13 protein-coding genes and 1 pseudogene are annotated in these 20,227 nt (G+C 40.8%); 8 read left to right on the top strand and 6 right to left on the bottom strand.

Annotation, left to right across the window (positions count from 1 at the left end; translation table 11 throughout):
- Window positions 1–4: 4 nt before the first annotated feature.
- From ACESTD_RS15620 to ACESTD_RS15600, 5 genes are read left to right on the top strand one after another with little or no spacing between them, the layout of a single operon-like run.
- Window positions 5–6,346, top strand: coding sequence for a sacsin N-terminal ATP-binding-like domain-containing protein (locus ACESTD_RS15620; RefSeq protein ID WP_195289053.1), 6,342 nt, complete (start codon window positions 5–7; stop codon window positions 6,344–6,346).
- Window positions 6,343–8,028 (top strand): AAA domain-containing protein, encoded by a 1,686-nt coding sequence (locus ACESTD_RS15615; RefSeq protein WP_195289052.1) that lies wholly within the window; start codon window positions 6,343–6,345, stop codon window positions 8,026–8,028. Before ACESTD_RS15620 ends, ACESTD_RS15615 begins: the two co-directional genes overlap by 4 nt.
- A 1-nt stretch (window position 8,029) precedes the next feature.
- Window positions 8,030–9,595 (top strand): RNA-binding domain-containing protein, encoded by a 1,566-nt coding sequence (locus ACESTD_RS15610; protein WP_195289051.1) that lies wholly within the window; start codon window positions 8,030–8,032, stop codon window positions 9,593–9,595.
- 25 nt (window positions 9,596–9,620) lie between these two features.
- Complete coding sequence (locus ACESTD_RS15605; RefSeq protein WP_195289050.1) at window positions 9,621–9,905, top strand: helix-turn-helix domain-containing protein; 285 nt, start codon at window positions 9,621–9,623, stop codon at window positions 9,903–9,905.
- Window positions 9,906–9,925: 20 nt separating this feature from the next.
- Entirely contained in the window at window positions 9,926–10,792 is an 867-nt protein-coding gene (locus ACESTD_RS15600; protein WP_229079763.1) for a hypothetical protein, read from the top strand.
- On the opposite strand, the gene ACESTD_RS15595 is transcribed toward ACESTD_RS15600, so the two are convergent.
- The 3 genes and pseudogenes from ACESTD_RS15595 to ACESTD_RS15585 all read right to left on the bottom strand — a co-directional run bounded on the left by ACESTD_RS15595 (window position 10,770) and on the right by ACESTD_RS15585 (window position 13,849).
- Window positions 10,770–11,456 carry a hypothetical protein gene (locus ACESTD_RS15595; RefSeq protein WP_005827835.1) on the bottom strand — a complete coding sequence of 229 codons (687 nt, stop codon included), beginning with the start codon at window positions 11,454–11,456 and terminating at the stop codon, window positions 10,770–10,772. The two genes, ACESTD_RS15600 and ACESTD_RS15595, sit on opposite strands and share 23 nt — an antisense overlap.
- Window positions 11,457–11,755: 299 nt before the next feature.
- Window positions 11,756–12,562: pseudogene (locus tag ACESTD_RS15590) on the bottom strand (M48 family metallopeptidase).
- Between the two features lie 99 nt (window positions 12,563–12,661).
- Window positions 12,662–13,849 (bottom strand): pyridoxal phosphate-dependent aminotransferase family protein, encoded by a 1,188-nt coding sequence (locus tag ACESTD_RS15585; protein ID WP_005837169.1) that lies wholly within the window; start codon window positions 13,847–13,849, stop codon window positions 12,662–12,664.
- 207 nt (window positions 13,850–14,056) lie between these two features.
- Between ACESTD_RS15585 and ACESTD_RS15580 the strand changes: the two genes are divergently transcribed.
- The 3 genes from ACESTD_RS15580 (at window position 14,057) to ACESTD_RS15570 (ending at window position 17,391) form a co-directional block, all read left to right on the top strand.
- Window positions 14,057–15,100 (top strand): diacylglycerol kinase family protein, encoded by a 1,044-nt coding sequence (locus ACESTD_RS15580; RefSeq protein ID WP_005827827.1) that lies wholly within the window; start codon window positions 14,057–14,059, stop codon window positions 15,098–15,100.
- 131 nt (window positions 15,101–15,231) lie between these two features.
- Window positions 15,232–16,989 (top strand): aspartate--tRNA ligase, encoded by a 1,758-nt coding sequence (aspS, locus tag ACESTD_RS15575; RefSeq protein ID WP_005837170.1) that lies wholly within the window; start codon window positions 15,232–15,234, stop codon window positions 16,987–16,989.
- 21 nt (window positions 16,990–17,010) lie between these two features.
- A complete protein-coding gene (locus ACESTD_RS15570) occupies window positions 17,011–17,391 on the top strand; it encodes a GtrA family protein (RefSeq protein ID WP_005827823.1) in 381 nt (126 codons plus the stop codon).
- Window positions 17,392–17,417: 26 nt separating this feature from the next.
- On the opposite strand, the gene ACESTD_RS15565 is transcribed toward ACESTD_RS15570, so the two are convergent.
- The 3 genes from ACESTD_RS15565 to ACESTD_RS15555 all read right to left on the bottom strand — a co-directional run bounded on the left by ACESTD_RS15565 (window position 17,418) and on the right by ACESTD_RS15555 (window position 20,136).
- Window positions 17,418–18,305, bottom strand: a complete 888-nt coding sequence (locus tag ACESTD_RS15565) for a carbon-nitrogen hydrolase (RefSeq protein ID WP_005827821.1) — start codon at window positions 18,303–18,305, stop codon at window positions 17,418–17,420.
- 40 nt (window positions 18,306–18,345) lie between these two features.
- Window positions 18,346–19,461 carry an agmatine deiminase family protein gene (locus ACESTD_RS15560; RefSeq protein WP_005837171.1) on the bottom strand — a complete coding sequence of 372 codons (1,116 nt, stop codon included), beginning with the start codon at window positions 19,459–19,461 and terminating at the stop codon, window positions 18,346–18,348.
- Window positions 19,462–19,599: 138 nt separating this feature from the next.
- Window positions 19,600–20,136 (bottom strand): ferredoxin domain-containing protein, encoded by a 537-nt coding sequence (locus ACESTD_RS15555; RefSeq protein ID WP_005827817.1) that lies wholly within the window; start codon window positions 20,134–20,136, stop codon window positions 19,600–19,602.
- Window positions 20,137–20,227 lie beyond the last annotated feature (91 nt).

Genomic DNA, 20,227 nt, shown 5'->3' with positions numbered 1-20,227 from the left:
AGAGATGGCACTCAACAAATTTGCACATGCAATAGATGTTCAACAATTTTTCATTGCAAAGATCCTTCATACAACTAATGGAGGATGGATATGTTCTATTGGTGACTCGGAAGTATTTCTCCCTGGAAGTCAGCTTTATAAAGACATAGAAGATTATGAATCGTATGCTGGCAAGAGTGTTAAAGTTATGGTTCAACGTGCGGACAGATGGAGTACTGTTGTTTCTCATAAAGATTACATAAAGAAAATCTTTGAACGAAAAAATATTATCTCAAATCTTCAAAGAGGGCAAAAGTTATCTGGCATAATTAAAGGAATAACAGAGAAAGGTTACCAGATCAATGTAATGGGTATTATTGGATTCATGCATAAAGAAGAAATGTGTGAACCAGATAACAATGGTATTAATAGCCCTATTGAATTCTCTGTACAAAAAGCAGACCCGGAAAACTCAATTCTTCTATTAAGTCAAAAATTACTGAAAACCCAGGAACACATTGCCTCAAAAGAACTGGAGAAGATTAATGCAGAAAGAATCAGAAAAGAGTACATCACTAAACTTGAAATTAATCAAGTATTAAATGGATTGATAAAAAGAGCGGTTCCTTCTGGATATATTGTAGAATTCTCTAATGGAATAACAGCTTTATTACGTTCAAAGGATATACCATCAAAGTATAAAATAGAAGAAGGAGCTAGCATAGATGTAGCTGTCTCAGAAATCAACATTGATAAGTTATTGTTTTATGTAAGTATATCAAGATTATTAGAAAACAAATGGTTAGGAATCAAAAAGATTGTTGATGACAATTTGATTCCTAATGAAACAATTGTAATTGGCAAGGTTGTTTTTCTTGAAAAAGACCTTGTTACATTACGAATCATTCTTGATAATACTACAATCTATGGTTATATAAAGAGTGAAGATTTGGCTTGGGAAAAGGTTCTTAATGCCTCGGATTTTGTATATCTAAACGAAGATTTAGAGGTTAAATATCTTTATTCCGACCAGCAAAAATTCTTTTTTGACCTAAAATGGCAATCAGAGAAGGTATACCCTAAGGAATTATTCGATATGGATGTTAATGAACTATTGTCAACTTTAAACATTCATGAGAACAAATTCATTGCAAAAGTATCAAAATTATACGACAACAAAACATCAAAATCTGAACCTACAATTTCTGGAGCAATAGCAAGAAACATAATTCCAGCTTCAGAAGCAGATAAAAATATTCAGTTTGTTGATAAATATACAGGAACAAATATCTCTGCTTTAATACCAACGCGGTACGCCTATGGATTAGAGGATGGCAAATACTACACTTTTTCATTAGACGTTGCTTCTCCTGAAAGACGTGAAAAAGAGCACCGACCATATATGTTTTCCGCGCAACTTGCAGGAGGTGCTATTGCTCTCCCCGATCCATTCAAAGAACAAGTTGAGAAGAGTTTTAAGGAAAACAAGACACCTAAGTCGAATCGAGAATCTGCCAGCTACCTAAAAGAGATTGGTGCTGACATGTACACCGATCGAGATAGAATGTTTTATGAGCTTTTACAAAATGCGGATGACTCATCGTCGCCTAAAGGTGTAAAGGTAATGGTTCAAGTAAAAGACAATTACCTTATTTTTACACATGATGGGCTATCGTTTTCTAGACAGGATTTCAGATCGATCGTTTCAACGGCAAATAGTACGAAGAGGCTTGATAGAAAGAAAACTGGATATAAAGGGATTGGCTTTAAAAGTGTTTTCACAGATTCCGAACGGGTTTTTATTAAAACAGCTGGATTTTTCTTCGTTTTTGACAAAAATGCCCATATATTCAATAACTTCAGAGATTTCTACAGATATGTTAATCCAATATATACGGAAGAACAATTACAATTGTTTTTTGAAGAGAATCGAGAGAACGAAGAAGATTTTGAGGGTGTAGATCATTTACCATGGCAATTATTGCCGTTCTGGGTAAATGAGTGTCCAGAAGAATTACGTGGAACAAGTTTTATGCGTAATTGTAATGTCGCTATTGCTTTGGAAATGGATGCGACAGCAGAACAATACCGTGAAATTATCAAGGGTATTATCAAGAAACCCCGATTCATGCTTTTCCTAAGAAACACTCTAAGAATACAATTCGGTGAGAAAAAATGGGAACTGCTTAGCATTGCCAAACAAGAAGACAAACGAACAGGTATTGTAAAACTCAAGAACTCTTTTGATGAAACAGAAGAGGAGGTTTCGTATATAGTAAAAGAAGGTTGTGATATTGCTGTTGATAATAAAAACTTTGAGGTATGTGGTATTCCGATGAAAAAGGAATGCAAGAAACTAGGAAGTCGCGAAAAGTGGTTTATGTATCAAATTGTAGACAATACAGAAATTCCTATTACCTCAATACCAGAGAGAATTATTGCTGCAGACACAACGACTTTGTCATATGCATTCATGTTAGACGAAAATGGTCATGCAATCCCTATACCTGATAAAACGCCATCTCTGTATGCCTATCTTCCAATGGAAGACAGAAGATATTTATTCCCGTTCTATATTAATGCCGATTTTGAGTTGTCCTCTAACAGACAAAACGCAAAACAAGTTAGTGTATGGAATGAGTTCCTCTTTTACAATATTGGAAAGAGTATTGTATCTTGGGTATCTACATTAGCATCTAAAGCTCATCCATCATATCTTTCCCTACTTCCTAAAGAACTTCTTACTGAAGAATTGGAAGAAAGTAAAGTTGATAAATTGGCAAAACAATTTAATCGAGGCTATACCGAATCGCTAGTAACAACTCCATTTATTTTAAATGATAAAAATGAAGTAGTCTGTCAATCTGATATTATCATAGATGAGTCAGGATTTGCAGACATAATTGGTGCATCTGATTTTTGTGACCTATACCGATTGAACAAACGATTGATAAACAGCGAAATCAATATAGAACCTCTTAAAATTTCAAATATTTTCTCTGGTATAGAGCATTTGCAGACAAGCAATGTTGTCGAACGTATTCTTGACAAGAAAAACCGCATTTCTATATTACGTTATTGGCTTTCAATTTCCAAGGAATTGAGATTCTTAGTGTTAAATCATATTGCAAATATGCCTGGCAACAGAAAGAATCTTGACGATCAGATTGCCGATATACCAGCATTTACTTCTATGGGGAGATTGTATAGTTTTAACAAACTACTTACTTCTCGAAATATAATACTTCGTACTGAAACGATTAAAGGAATAGAAGAAATCCTATTAAAATTGGGCTTTGAAATAACAGATGAAGATATTTCGACCCACGCTTTTCAGCATAAACTACAAGAACAGCTAAAAGCATATAGTATATATTTGTTCTCCATCATTGCAAAAAAGACAAAAACAGATGCCCACAAATTATCTGAACAAGAGAAGTCTTCACTCTTTACTCATTTTGCATCAAACAAGATAAGCATCAAAAATGAAGATCTAAATGCATGGGAAATTTTCTCAAATCAAAATGGAAGGATAATGCCTATATCAGAGCTTACTCACATGGATAGTTCACTCTACAATGATATTACAAGAGAATATGTCATTGATGAATCTGAATATCTTGCTGTTGGTAAAAGCTTAGATAGGTATTTGATGAAGGAAAAAGACCAATTTGATAAGGTAGTAGTAAACAAGTGGGATGACCTTGTTAAGGAGATTGGCAGCAACAAAGAGAAGGCAATGTCTTTATACTCATTGGCTTCTACTACTTATATTGTCGCAGAACACGAACAAGCTAATGATAATAAAAAAGAATACTTCTATGACAAGAATTGTGTATTTGTATCAGAATCAATGCACAAAATAGATGATGTGATTTTTAGTTCATCAATTGCAGGCGAAGAAGATATAATACCGATTATAGAGTTGCTTTCTGGCAAATTGGTCGTTACAGATATAGTTCTTAAGGCTTTACAAAAAGATCCATTTAATTGTATTGAACAACAATTAGAGCAAATTTATCTATCCTCAGACAAAGTCATAACAAAAGAACAGGTAAACTGTGTCTTAGACTATTGCCATAGAAATAACGAAACGATATTCAACCATTATTTTATAAAACAAGTAGAAGATGGCTATGTTTTTTCTATGATTGACAAAGGGTGTTGTATTGCATATACGAACAATGATGCTTTAAGAACTTTCATTGAGAATAATTGCAATAATTTAATTTTACTCCAAGAAGATTTTTGTAAATATACTGATATTCAAGACATATTGACGGAAGAGGAATTGCTTCTTAAAGTCTTGGAAACTGTACAAGACGTTAAGCCTTATGCAGATACTCTGCTTCCAATATATAGGAATAGCATAAGTTCTGTAAAAAGAGCATACATTGAACATATTTCGTCCATACAACTAAACGATTTCAGCTTTACTGAAGATTCCGACATAGATCTTCAGCATTTGCTTATGGCTAGTTCAATTGAAAAACAGGATGAAATCTTGTTTGATAAACTTCGAACTTTGATGGTTGTTGTATACGATGAAAAGCAATATGCTTTCTCTTCTATTAAATTACAACATACAATTGAGTCAAATGGACAAAAATTCCCTCTATCAAAACTTCTGCCTAATGAAGACAAGATTGCGATGCTTGTAGATAGCTTGAAAGAACGTCTTGAGGAGAAGCATGTTTCTCAAACATTTTTAGACAGTCTTTTCGGAAATGAAATTGATGAAGATAGAGCTGATGAAGTATTTGATCAATTGAATAAGACTGATTTTATACTTGAGAATGGAGTACAATTGGCATTTGTTATCAAATATGTGCAAGATAGCAAACAGAAGAAAAACATTCTTTGTAGTGTGCATGATGCTGCATCAACACCTCAGAGTCACTCTATTTCATACAATTGGTATATAAACGGTGAGATTTTCAATGATAGCACTCATATCCTAGCAACAAAATACCAAGATATTGCTAAATATTTAACATTACCGTATACCGAAGCAGATGCTAAGTGGTTCATCAAGAAAAATGTTGATGACTTCCAATATATAAAGAGTAAACTATCTATTGAAGAAGAAGAGGCGCTTTTGGATTATATCTTAGAGATGCATCAAAAAGGTGCCAAGCTGACTAGTGAAGACTTAAAGTGCATTAAGGGGGTTATCGGTATGAAAGATCAGGAGTATGTTTTATCTTCTAAGTATGCCTTGCCTTCTGAACTTCTGCCAGAGACAATAACAGAATGGATATCTTCATCGGATGCTGAAAATAAGAGCAAATTACTTAAAAATATATTTGGAGTCCACACGAATGATTCTGATATAGTAAAAGTTCGAGAGTTTTTGGATAATGGCAATCATTTCTCTATAAACGCTCAAAATAGGACTTTATCTAAAATGTTAAGTAAATGGATTGCCGAGAACTCAATTTCTCTAGATAATACCAAATTCTTAACAATTGTTGATGTGTTAGATGAAAATGATTATATCATAGAAGTCAATTCTGAAGAATTGTCAAAATTTGAATCACCAGAATATCGTTATACTGCTTTTGGTGATTATTATATTTATCTTTGCAACGGAGAAATCCCTTGGACTGTTAAACTTGTAGACACTGGATTTATTTTCCATACCTATAAAGAAAAGGATGTCATCCTAAATGGATATAACATATTCGTAAATTGTAATGAAGAGCAGTCTATTCTTGATCTTGTACGTTCTTTAATCAATACGGATCGATTTACAGCTGAAGATTTTATGCTGTTTTTCGATCAAGAGCAAAAGAGAATCTCTGGTACATTAGATGGTGAAATTGATGATGATATAGACGAAGATGCACGAGCTGCTGCGAGTCAACTCGCCAAACAGGAAGCAATAGAATGGCTTTCTGCAAAAGGTTACGATACAAGAAACGTTCGCACCAGTTATTCTTTTGTTGAAGGAGTATGTAAGGGAACTACCGAATATAATATAGTAGTTAAGAGTTTCAGGTCATCATCTAAGGAATTAAAGATTAATCCGAATGAATGGCTACATCTGTTAAAACCAAACTCACGTTTAATGCTATATATGGGGCACATGTCTTTTGCTGTAGTTGATAGAAAAGCTCTTCTAGGAAATCATGACTTCCTTAGATTGAGAATATCATCTTCAAACTTTAGTGTTGATGGAAGCAAATTAGAGGAAAGTCTTGAACGATTAGCTAATGACATTCAGTATTTTGAAAGAACACACTTTGTGTTTGAACGAGTTCACGATAGTATTCTATCCCGCGCTAATTCATTAGATGATTATGGTTTGTTCCAAAGTAATTCAAATCAAGAATATTCTGCAGGTAATGATGAAGATATAGAATGAATATAGATAGACTAAAACAAAAACAATTCATTCAGGATGAACTCAAAGCTCAAACTGATGCTTTCAAGCAGAAATTAGAAACATCTGCGTTGGATTTGCTCTTAGAGAAGAACGAAGTATTCGTTGGTATGTTCATAAAGTTTATGGACAATGGTGAAGCTTTGTTCAAATTTCCTGTATCTAGAGCATTGCCAAGAAAAAACTCACATTATTATTGCTTTACATTGCCTGATGTTTTGAAAAGATATAAGGATTGGGGAAATCTGACCTATGGGGACCTGATTAAGAAAGAGACATCAGCAACCAGTATTAAATGTGTATGGCACTCATCATCCGATAATCCCAAATTTATGCTTACAGGATGTAAAGGTGTTACAGAGGACTTCAAAAAATACATAGAAAAAGTCCCAGGCGGTATTATCGTTCTTGGTCCAGAAGTACCCCCATATGAATATCTTGCAAATTTGGAAAAAGTTTGCCATTCATATCATCCTAAATGTACAGAAATTCTAGATGCAGACTATGAGCCTAAACCATGGACCCCTTCGTTGTTATCACACGATATGAATCTGTCTGACATTGTATTAGAAGATTTTAAAAACAAAGATGTAGTAATTGTTCAAGGTCCTCCAGGAACGGGTAAAACTCATCGCATATCTCAATTGTGCGATATGCTTTGTGCAAAAGGTTTTTCCGTTTTGGTAACAGCTCTAACTAATAGAGCGTTAATGGAAGTTGCTGATAAATTGAGAGAGAGTCTTATTAAGGAACATAAAGTATACAAAACCAATTTAACAACAGATGAAGCTAAAGAAGTAAATGGTATTCAAAATGCAGAGAAAGTTTATGCAATACCTGGTAAGTTAATGCTTTCCACTTTTTATATAGCAAGTGGCTCTGCGGTAAATGGATATGAAGGACCATTATTTGATTATGTAATTGTAGATGAAGCAAGTCAGGCTTTTTTTGCAATGCTTGCAGCTACAAACATGCTTGGATATAAAAAACTATGGGTAGGTGATGTATATCAGATGCCTCCTATTGTATTAATGTCCCATGATAGAATCAAAAGACAAGGCTATGAACCATTAGTAAATGGACTCGATACTATAACTTCTTCTAACAAGTATTCAAATTATCAATTATCAGATACCTTTAGACTTGGAACGAATGCAGCAAAACTTACAGGATTGTTTTACAAAGGAGCACTAAGGTCTTTGGCAAAAGAATCTAATATGGTTTCTCAAAAGAAAGAAGGCCCCGTTATTATTCCTATTGATATGCCAATAGGAGATCCTATTCCTTCTAATGCAATTAAAGAAGCAGTAAGAATTGCATCCGACTTAATACAGCAAAATAAAAAAATAGAAATTGCTATTTTAAGTCTTTTAATAAAAACGACAACAGCTCTGCAAGTAGAAGTTACTCGTACTATTGGAAACACAAATAATATACTAGTTGAGACTGTCGCACGTGTTCAGGGCATTACTAAAGATGTAACAATATATGTTATTCCAAATACAGATTCAATGGTGCACAGTTTAGAACTTAGATTATTTAATGTTGCAACAAGTCGTGCCAAAGATAATACCTATATAATTTGTCCTAAAGATATTTTAAGTTATACTTATATGGCACCATTAGTTCGAGAATATTTAGTAAAATTGATTGAAAACAGTTGATATGGCACTAGCAATAAACATAAACGACCTGCTCAACAAGCAGAAGATAGAATCCAACCGAATTGAGTTTAAGAAGGGTTGGAATCCGGCGAGCATATACCACAGCGTATGTGCGTTCGCCAACGATTTTGACGATCTTGGTGGTGGCTACATCGTGGTCGGTGTGGATACTGACGAAAAGACGGGTGTAGCTATTCGTCCGGTTGAAGGTATACCTACAGAAAAGATTGATGGAATTCTTCAAGATATGGTGGGTTACAACAACAAGATTTCGCCTTATTATATGCCTCGCACTAGTGTAGAGGAAGTGGATGGTAAGTCTGTGCTTGTGATATGGTGTCCGGCAGGAATCAACCGCCCATATTCTGTACCAGAGAACGTAACAGCCAAGAGTAACACAAAGGAATATTTCTATGTTCGTAGTGGTACGAGTAGTATCATAGCTAAGGGGGAAGTTCTTGATGAACTGCGTGAATTGGCAAGCCGCGTGCCATTTGATGAACGTGGAAATCCCGATATTAAGATAGAGGATATTTCAACGCTTCTGTTACGAGAATATTTGGTGAAGGTGGGTAGCAAACTTGCCAATGAACTATATACAAAACCTCTTGATAGTATCTTGGAGCAAATGGATTTGTATGTCGGTCCAAAGGAAAATCGTATGCTCAGAAATGTAGCAGCTATGATGTTCTGTGAAGACCCAAGCAAATTCTTTAAGCGCACACAAGTTGAAGTGGTATATTTCCCTGAAGGGCGATTGAACAATCCAAACAACTTATACGAAGGTCCTGTAATTAAAGGTTCCATCACCCAGATAATTGATAGAACATTGGAATACCTGAATCGTATGCTTGTAATGCAGACGGTGATAAAACCAAAGGATAGCAGTAGGAGTCAAAAGTTTGTTACCTATCCATATCAAGCATTGGAAGAGAGTGTAACAAACTCACTCTATCATAGAGATTATCGAGAATGGGAACCAGTGGTTATCACTGTAGAACCTCAAGGAATCACCATACAGAATGTCGGTGGACCTGATAGAAGTATATCTGCAGCCGATATTTCAAGATGTGAAATCTTAGTCTCTAAGCGTTATCGTAATCGCAGACTTGGCGAATATCTGAAAGAACTGGATTTGACAGAAGGTCGCAGTACTGGTATTCCAACAATCCAAAATGTTTTGGAAAACAATGGTTCACCCAGAGCTACAGTAGTTACAGACGATGAACGTACTTTCTTTAGAATAACTATTCCTTGTCACGAAGCAGCAGGAAATATTATTGCCGACATTGCACATAAAGATGGTTCACTGAAAGCATCTAAACGAGGTTCACTAAAAACTGCACTACAAAGTGCACCAGAAACTGCACTACAAAGTGCACCAGAAACTGCACTACAAATCATCAATGAAATTAGAAATAATCCTAATGTAACTCTTTCAGAGATTGCAGAAAAGATTGGTGTATCTCGACGTTGGATTGCGACTAATATGAAGCATCTTCAAGATACAGGAGTTGTTAAAAGAGTTGGACCCAACAAAGGTGGTCATTGGGAAATTATAGGATAGTTTAACCGTTAATATAGAACATAAGATGTTATTAGGACAAAAGATAAAAGAACTTAGGTTAGAGAATGGTGTTTTACAAAGACAATTAGCATCCCTTCTTGAGATTGACACCCCTATGTTTTCAAAAATTGAAAGAGGTGATAGACGTGCAAAACGCACACAAGTAATTCAAATTGCCAAATATTTCAATGTTGACGAAAAAGAACTTCTCACCCTTTGGGTAGCGGATAAAGTCCTTGATGCAGTAGAGGATGAGAAAGAATTGAAGTCAGAAGCAATTAAAGTGGCTCAGTCTAGCATCACATTGTAATTACAAAATACGGGAACTTTATGGTATCAATTCATGTAGTTCCCGTTGTTGTATCACTGATAATCAGCAAAGTATTAATCTCATTTCGGTTCAAGGGTGGAGCCGTCATTCCCAAACCCTACCTATTTGTCGAACATTATCCAATTATGAAGGACATATGCTATCAAATGCGGGAACGCGGCATGACCTTCGAAGAAGCCGAAAGCCGTATAAAAGAGATGGAAGATGATTTACATATTTCCATTGCACGCACACAAATCTACTGGAACAATGTCATCAGCCGCATGGCCAACAACAGAACAAACAAAAAACTGGTGCTTCAGAATACTCTGAAATTCATTGATGAACACCATGTGCCGATGAGTCCGGAAATATATTACTCCCTTTTACACACAATCACTTCCATTGAAGACTATACAAAAGTCAAAGGTTTATATAAAGGCGAATTGAATATAGGACATATCTTCGTACTTCTAAAGAAGATTCCAGAATTTGCCAAATATAGAATTGCCGAATGGGCATTTGTCGCCTGCTTGCGTCAGGAGTTTGATGAATGGTATGACATTCTATGTTCCATCAGTGAGAAAGAACAGGAGAAAAGAATTAAAATCATGTTACAGTCCGAGCGCTACAAGCAACTGCAAGTCATCACCCCCAAAGGGTATCTTAACCAGACTTTCTTGTTCTGGTGGACTATCCGCTACGCCGTCTCAGAGACTGAAGAGCAACGGAAGGCAGAATTGGATACCCTTGTCACAATGATACCCAACCCCTTTGTACCTCAGTATCCGAAAATGATAGAGAAGTTCTTTATACCTTATCCGCAAGACTTGCTTGAAATCATTCGAGAATATATAGGCCGGATTATTTCATCCGAGCCGCAATAGCCAGCAATACCCCGAGCACCACACCCAATATCGCTGCAAACAGCACCCGCATTTCTCCCGGCAGGAGGAATGTGATGGTGTGTGCCGGATACCAGAAGAAAGGAATTGTTTTCTTGAAGACAAAATTCCATTGTGCATCCCAATTCAGATGCGTAATGATGCGGGTCATCGGGATAGGAGTGAGGAGGCTGCGAGGCGAACCGCCACAATCCAGGATATGCGTATCCGTAATCTTATGGAATGTCATGAATACCGGAGCGAAAATGGTATTCATAGCAACTGAAATGGCGAGGGCTATCCATAATTTGTCCAGGCAGAATTCTCCGTTTATAATGGCGGCGGCATTTGCCATTCCCATATATTCCATAAATTGCGGCACACCTTTGGAGAAGATTATCATGGCCGCATTGATACCCATTCCCAGCAGTCCCCACACTACGGCACGCGGCAGTACGCCAAATCCTTTTCGGTTATAGACTCCGGCACTGATACGAAGTCCCAGCATCTCACCCAGTGTAGCAAGAATTCCGAATTTAACGAAACTCATTACCATGCCATGTGCAGCGTTGAAAGACTTATACCAATTGTAGATGGATTCACTCACAAAGAATGGCAGGAATATTATCACCAGAACAAAAATAAAGAGGAAGTCTTGTTTTTTCATACAAAAGTCATGTTTTTCATAAATAATGTGGCAAACATACTAAAATTATTCTAATTTAAAAGCAAATAAGTAAATAAAAGAAGTTTTACCAAACAGAACAAAGTGTTTCCCTTAACCGAACAGTGTGTTTCCAAAATTAAAACACTTTGTTTTCTATAGCTAAAACAAAGTGTTCAGCACTGTGAACTAACGAACTATCCCATTAGCTTCCTCAGAAGCCCATATCATAGTCTCGGCACAAAAAAAGTGGGATTCAGAGAAACCTCTGATCCCACTTCATCATAGTAAGCAACGGATAGTTATTTCTTATCCTTCATATATTCATCCGCTTTCTCCTTGGCACGTGCCACGCGCTTGGCTGTATCCGGATGAGAAGAGAACATCTTCTGGAACTTGAATTCCTTCGGTGCCTCCGCTGAAAGTTCAAGCAATTTGTTCAAAGCATTGTACATGGCATACGGATCGAGATTATTCTTGATGCAGAATTCAAAGCCGTAATCATCCGCTTCCGTCTCCTGCTTCTGGGAGTATTGAGCACCTGCCAATGCCTCGGCCATGGCACCCAGTTCAGAATCACTCAATTTGGATACCGTAGAACTTGCCGCACCGGCAGCATTCTTCACAGCCGAACGAAGGTAAGCATTCTTCATCGCATCTTTGGAATCCGTATGGATGACGTGACCTATCTCGTGGCCGACAACTGCCATCACTTCATCATCCGTCATGATGTCCATCAGTCCGGCACAGATGCGTACACTACCATCACCGCACGCAAAGGCATTCACATCTATTACTTCATAAACACCGAAGTTCACCTTCAAGCCGTCCACTTCCTTGATATTTCCGGTCAGCTTCTCCAGACGCTTGCCGTAATCCGTATCGGGCTTTGTCAGCGGATTGTGCGTATCCATTCATTCCATATATTCCTTGCTCATCGCTGCAATGTCAGCATCGGACAATGAAATGGCCTTGACGGCATCTGTACCAGCTTGGACAACTTTGTTCACATTGATTTTCTTTCCACCGATTTTGAACTGCGCATAGGCAGTGGTGGTACAACTCATTCCACATACTACAGCAGTAATGATGAAGAAGTTCTTTTTCATGTACTTTACGATTTAATTTTAATCCTACTTCGCTTTGTCTATAAAAAAAACCGCCTAATCATTATTAAACGGTTTTCCGAATATCTGTTTAAATCAAGTTTACTTGATGATACCCAATTCCTTGAAACATTTAGTCAATTTTTCTACAGCATAATCCACTTGTTCGACCGTATGGGTAGCCATCAACGCTACACGCACCAGTGTATCTTGTGGAGCACATGCAGGTGGAATAACGGGGTTGATGAAGATACCTTCGTCAAAAGCCAGCTTCGTTACTATAAATGTCTTCTCTGTATCACGCACATAGAGAGGAATGATAGGAGATTCTGTCTCACCGATTTCGAAGCCTGCATCGCGGAACTTCTTCAAGGCATAGTTAGTGATGTCCCACAGACGTTGGATGCGTTCAGGTTCGGACTTGATGATGTGAAGCGCCTCGCGGGCTGCAGCCGTAGCAGCAGGTGTGCTACTTGCCTGGAATATATAGGAACGGGCATTGTGGCGCAGCCAATTGATTACCGCCTTGTCTCCAGCAACAAAACCACCGATGGAAGCCAATGACTTGCTGAATGTACCCATAATCAGATCTACATCTTCGGTAACACCGAAATGGTCGCACACACCACGGCCTTGTTTTCCGAATACACCCAAGCCGTGAGCTTCGTCCACGTAAATGCTGGCATTGTATTTCTTCTTCAGGCGGACAATTTCGGGCAGATTGGCCAAGTCACCTTCCATGGAAAATACTCCATCCACAACAATCAGCTTTACAGCATCCGGTTCGCATTTCTGGAGTTCTTTTTCCAAAGCCTCCATATCGTTATGCTTGTACTTCAACTGAGTGGCAAATGCAAGACGGCGGCCATCTACAATGGAAGCGTGGTCACGGTCATCACAAATAATATAATCCCCACGGCCTACAACGGCAGGAATAATACCTTCGTTTACAGTAAATCCGGTAGAAAAACAGAGTGCTTCATCTTTTCCTACGAATTCAGCCAATTCCTTCTCCAGTTCAACATGTATATCGAGTGTTCCGTTCAGAAAGCGGGAACCTGCACAACCGGTGCCATATTTTTCTGTGGCAGCTATCGAGGCATCAATGATACGCTTGTCATATGTCAGTCCCATATATGCATTAGAGCCGAACATCAGAACCTTTTTACCATCCATCATTACCTCTGTATCCTGATGGCTGTTAATTGTGCGGAAATAAGGATATACGCCTTTTGCCATAAACTGCTGCGGCAGGTCGTATTTCGCAAATTTGTCTTGTAGTAAACCCATGAAATATCTTTTATATAATGAATATTTAATTCTATTAAATACAAGTCTTAAAAAACAGGGGGCAAAGATAGCAAAATATGTCGGTATATGTTCTATTTACATTAAAAAAACTACTTATACTTATTTTAAAAAGAATTATGTGGTTAATTTTTCAGATATTTATATTACTTTTGCCAGTTGGAAAACCTGCATAGCAACAACCCTTGCATGAACGAAAACAAGAAGAAAATAGCATTCATCATAAACCCCATATCCGGCACTCAGAGTAAGGAGCAGATACTGAAGTGGCTCGATGAAAAACTGGATAAGGAAAGGTATGCACAAGAAGTGATTTATACCGAACGGGCAGGCCATGCCGTAGAGATAGCGGCACAGAAGGCACAAGAAGATGCACATGCCGTCATCGCCATAGGAGGAGACGGCACCATCAATGAGATAGCCCGCTCACTGGTACATACAAAAACCGCTTTGGGCATCATTCCCTGCGGTTCCGGCAACGGACTTGCCCGCCATCTGCAGATTCCGATGGAGCCGAAAAAGGCCATCGACATCATCAATGACGGACTGATAGACATCATTGACTACGGAAAAATCAACGATGTGCCTTTCTTCTGCACCTGCGGCGTGGGATTCGACGCATTTGTAAGCCTGCAATTCTCCAAGGCGGGAAGGAGAGGACCACTCACTTATCTGGAAAAGACTCTGCTCGAAAGCCTGAAGTACCGTCCGGAAACCTATGAACTGGAAATGGACGGCAGCACCCTGCGATACAAGGCGTTCCTGATAGCCTGCGGAAACGCATCGCAATATGGAAACAATGCGTATATTGCCCCACAAGCCACCTTGAACGACGGACTGCTGGACGTCACCATACTCGAGCCGTTCACTGTGCTCGATGTACCGTCGCTCTCTTTCCAGCTCTTCAACAAGACCATTGACCAGAACAGCCGGATTAAGACGTTCCGTTGCCAGACACTCCGTATTCACCGTTCTAAACCGGGGGTAGTCCACTTTGACGGCGACCCGATGATGATGGGAGAGAATGTAGATGTAAAGATTATGAAGAAAGGACTGCAGGTCATTGTTCCCCGGGATGCGGAAAAAGACACTTCGAATGTCTTGCAGCGGGCACAAGACTATATCAACGGACTGAAACAAATTAATGATGCTTTTGTGGAGGACATCGCCCATAAAAACAAGATGATACTGGATAAAGGCAAAAGGCAATTCAAGAAACTGACAAAAATGTAATGTTGTAAAAAAGGTACTAAAGGAGTTTCTGAAAATAACTTTCCCCTTTTGATGCGCCATATAATATGTTTTATGTATTTTTGCATGTTCAAAATAGTAAATAAGTAAATCGTCAAACAGTAAATAAAAAGATGTATAGATCACACACCTGCGGAGAACTCCGTATCTCCGATGTTAACAAGCAAGTGACGCTGGCAGGTTGGGTACAGCGCAGCCGTAAGATGGGAGGCATGACTTTCATTGACCTCCGCGACCGTTACGGAATTACCCAATTAGTGTTCAACGAAGAGGTGAATGCCGAACTTTGCGAGCGTGCCAACCGCTTGGGCCGTGAATTCGTAATCCAGGTTAAGGGTACCGTCAACGAACGTTTCAGCAAAAACCAGCATATCCCGACGGGAGACATTGAAATCATCGTATCGGAACTGGATGTTCTGAACTCATCGCTGACCCCTCCCTTCACCATCGAGGAAAATACGGACGGTGGCGACGATATCCGCATGAAGTACCGTTATCTAGACCTGCGCCGTGCCAATGTACGCAGCAATCTGGAGCTTCGCCATAAAATGACAATTGAAGTACGCAAATACCTGGACAGCCAGGGATTCATCGAAGTGGAAACTCCGATTCTGGTAGGCTCCACACCCGAAGGTGCACGCGATTTCGTCGTTCCTTCACGCATGAACCCGGGACAATTCTATGCCTTGCCTCAAAGCCCGCAGACACTGAAACAGTTGTTGATGGTTTCCGGTTTCGACCGTTACTTCCAGATAGCCAAATGCTTCCGTGACGAAGACCTGCGTGCTGACCGCCAGCCGGAATTCACACAGATTGACTGCGAAATGTCTTTTGTGGAGCAGGATGACGTCATCAACCTCTTCGAAGGCATGGCCAAATATCTGTTCAAGGAAATCCGTGGCGTAGAGATGAACGAGCCGTTCATGCGCATGCCATGGGCAGACGCCATGAAATATTACGGCAGCGACAAGCCCGACCTCCGTTTCGGCATGAAGTTCGTGGAACTGATGGACATCATGAAGGGACACGGATTCCCGGTATTCGACAATGCCGCCTACATCGGCGGTATCTGCGCAGAAGGCGCCGCACACTATACACGCAAACAGCTGGATGCACTGACCGAATTCGTGAAAAGACCGCAAATCGGTGCCAAAGGTATGGTATACGCGCGCGTAGAGGCAGACGGCAACGTAAAATCAAGTGTCGACAAGTTCTATGCGCAGGAAGTATTGCAGGAAATGAAGGCTGCTTTCAACGCCAAGCCGGGTGACCTGATTCTGATTCTGAGCGGTGACGACGCCATGAAGACCCGCAAGCAACTGAACGAGTTGCGCCTTGAAATGGGTAACCAACTGGGATTGCGCGACAAGAACAAGTTCGTCTGCCTTTGGGTGGTTGACTTCCCGATGTTTGAGTGGAGCGATGAAGAAGGCCGCCTGATGGCTATGCACCACCCGTTCACCCATCCGAAAGACGAAGATATTCCTTTGCTGGATACAGACCCGGCAGCTGTCCGTGCAGATGCATACGACATGGTGTGCAACGGTATTGAAGTGGGTGGAGGTTCCATCCGTATCCACGATGCACAGTTGCAGGCAAAAATGTTCGAGATTCTCGGATTCACTCCGGAGAAGGCTCAGGAGCAGTTCGGCTTCCTGATGAATGCCTTCAAATACGGTGCACCTCCTCACGGTGGTCTGGCATACGGTCTGGACCGTTGGGTCAGCATCTTCGCAGGTCTCGACAGTATCCGCGACTGCATTGCATTCCCCAAGAACAACAGTGGACGCGATGTAATGCTGGATGCACCTTCGGCTATTGACCAGAAGCAGCTGGATGAACTGAATCTGATTGTTGAAGTGAAAGAGTAAAAGCAGGTACGGAGTAGGAGAGTGAAAGAGTCTGCACGCATTTTTCGTTTTGCGGTAATCGGCACGCTGAATGCCTTGATTATGGCTGTTACCGTTTGGGTAATGATGGACGAACTGGACATCAACTATATGCTCTCCAATGTAACCGCATATATACTTGCACAGATACACAACTTCATCTGGTGCAAGTACTGGATATTCCCTACAGAAAAAAAGAGCAACACTTGGCGACAAGTGCTGCTCTTTTCTATAGCTTTCGGAATGGCTTACGGAGCGCAATTCCTTTTCCTCATAGGGCTGGTGGAGGGACTGGACTGCAACGAATACCTTGCCCAGTTCCTGGGATTATTCATCTACGGAAGTGTCAATTTCCTAATGAACAAACGGGTGACATTCCGTTAGTTCTCCCCCAGAGATCCCCGTCGTTATCAGTCAAGAAATCGTTTTGTCAATCCGGCATAGGCATCAATTCTGCGGTCGCGCAGGAAAGGCCACCAACGGCGTACATTTTCCGAACGTTCCAAGTCCACCTCTACAACGATATTTTCCGGCCGTTCGTTTCCTGCTTGGGCCAGGAACTCGCCTTGCGGTCCGGCCACAAAACTATTTCCCCAAAACAAGATACCATTGGTCTGCATGGAAGGATCCGGCTCATGTCCCACGCGATTCACTGAAACCACCGGCAAGCCGTTGGCCACAGCATGTCCACGCTGGGAGATAATCCAAGCATTGAGCTGACGCGCCTTTTCATCATCCGTATCACTGCTTTCCCAACCGATAGCCGTAGGATATATCAGTATTTCAGCTCCCTTCAGTGCCATCAGACGCGCTGCTTCCGGATACCACTGGTCCCAGCATACCAAAACTCCCAATTTGCCCAAAGATGTCTGAATAGGTTCGAAGCCTATATCACCGGGAGTAAAATAGAATTTCTCATAATAGGCGGGGTCATCAGGAATATGCATCTTCCGGTATTTCCCGGCAATGCTGCCGTCACGTTCAAAAACAACCGCTGTGTTATGATACAATCCGGGAGCGCGTTTCTCGAACAGAGAAGTGACCAGCACAATATCGTTGGCAGCAGCCAACTCTGAATAGAATCCCGTAGAAGGACCGGGAATCGGTTCTGCCAAGTCGAACAACTGCGTGTTTTCCGTCTGACAGAAATACAGAGAGTTATGCAGCTCCTGCAAAACAACTAATTGAGCCCCATGCGCCGCACATGCCTCTATACTTTTGGCCAAATTCATTAAATTAGTCCTGAGGTCCTTGGTATTGGCCTGCTGGATAATACCTACTTTTATTTTTCTTGTCATCTTATTCTATGGTTTATTGTTTTACTATGTATAATCGACATTACTTCAACACCCCTACGGGATATTGCATGGTAACACAATGCAAAGAGCCGTGTTGCTTAATCAAAGCACGGCAATCTATCCCGATAATTTCATAACCGGGAAAAGCCTCCCGCAACACTTCCCCCGCGCGGGCATCATTCTCCGGCTGGCGATAGGTGGGGTAAAGCACTGCATCATTCAGAATCAAGAAATTAGCGTAAGTGGCAGGAAGCCGTTCCCCTTCCTCTTCTATCTTATCGGCCATGGGCAAAGCCAGCAAACGGTAAGGTTCCCCCTTCAACGTACGGAAAGTCTTCAGTTGCTCCTCCATGCGATGCAGTTCTTCGTAATGCTCATCATCCGCATCCTTGCATTGTACATAGGCTATCGTGTCGGCAGGGCAGAAACGGGCCAGCGTGTCTATATGACTGTCCGTATCGTCACCTGCCAAATAACCGTGGTCCAGCCAAAGAACACGTTGCAGGTGAAAAACGGAACGAAGATATTCCTCAATTTCCACCCGGTTCATCTGTCCGTTCCGGTTAGGCGAAAGCAGGCATTCGGAGGTGGTGAGCAACGTACCCATGCCGTCACTTTCGATGGAACCGCCTTCAAGGACAAACCCCAAGCGATTTACATACTTTCCTTTCATCACTTCCGACTCCACCGCACGACGCGTAATCAAATTATCCTTATCGGATGCAAACTTCAATCCCCACCCGTTGAACTTAAAGTCGAGCAGAGATACACCGTCAGCATCCAGTAGGGTGATGGCTCCATGGTCGCGTGCCCAAGTATCATTCGTCTCACACTTCAGGAAACGGACATTTTCCATATTCACCCTGCCGAGAATCTGTTTCTTCACCTCATCCGGTTCTGGGGTTACAATCAGCAATGTCTCCCGGGCGGCTATTTCGTGGGCAATGGCTACAAAACATTCCTGCACTTCGTCCAACATATAGGTCCAGTCTGTACCCGCATGGGGCCATGTAAGCTGTATGCCGCTTTGCAAAGCCCATTCGGCAGGCAAGTGGGGAGCACGTGTCTCTACCTGAAAAGTCATATTCTTGCCAAAACGCACCTGACAGTCCTTCTCTGCGGCACCACCCAGCGGCAGTCCTACAAAATATCCCATATTATTTATCTTTTCTAATTCGTTACTTTTTAAGTTAGCAGAGAGAGGGAGAATAAACCTTAGGTTTAGAATTGCCAAACCTCTACTTCAGACTTCTAAACCTCTACTCTATGATTGTAAACCTCTACTCGTCAATTATCACTTATCTTCCTTCGGTTTCCGGTCGAAGAATGGATTCTTGGAGGATGCACTCACCGGAATGGCAAAGACAGTCTTGCATCCTTTCAGCCAATCCAAACGCTGGGCGGCAAGTCCGGCAGAAAACATGACACGGGTATCCACCCTCAAATCGGCAGCCATGGCACAAGCCGAACCTACAGCTATCCCTACATCCACCGTATTCAAAGCACAAGGTACTCCCTCCGGACGACCGGCACAAGTGGGAAAACCGCAGTGTCCGCAATTCAAACCTTGCGTCTGCTCGCGCGTACCTATTATAATTACACATTCAGCCTGCAAAATGTTGTCCGCATCACGGAGAAAGAACTTCATACCGTGCTCTTCAACCATAGCGACCATCTTTTCAGACAGCTTCTTAATGTCTTCACCCGTAACCAGCGCAGCTTCAATCACATCAATACCTTTTCCTTTCGGTGCCGTGCGCGCAGCAGTCAGCATTTGCCTTGCCACGTCAAGCACATGTTCGTGGCGGCAATCCCGTTCATTCTGTATCATAGTCTTTCTTTCCTGAATTAATTAGTGCGTCAAAGATAGCACAAATATTTTTTTGCACTATCTTTGCGATACAGAAAGATTAAAGGAACAC

This window comes from Bacteroides sp. AR20 (genome assembly GCF_964250605.1).
In the GTDB taxonomy this organism is placed as follows: Bacteria; Bacteroidota; Bacteroidia; order Bacteroidales; family Bacteroidaceae; genus Bacteroides; species Bacteroides uniformis.
This window is presented reverse-complemented; position numbering and strand designations above follow the sequence as displayed.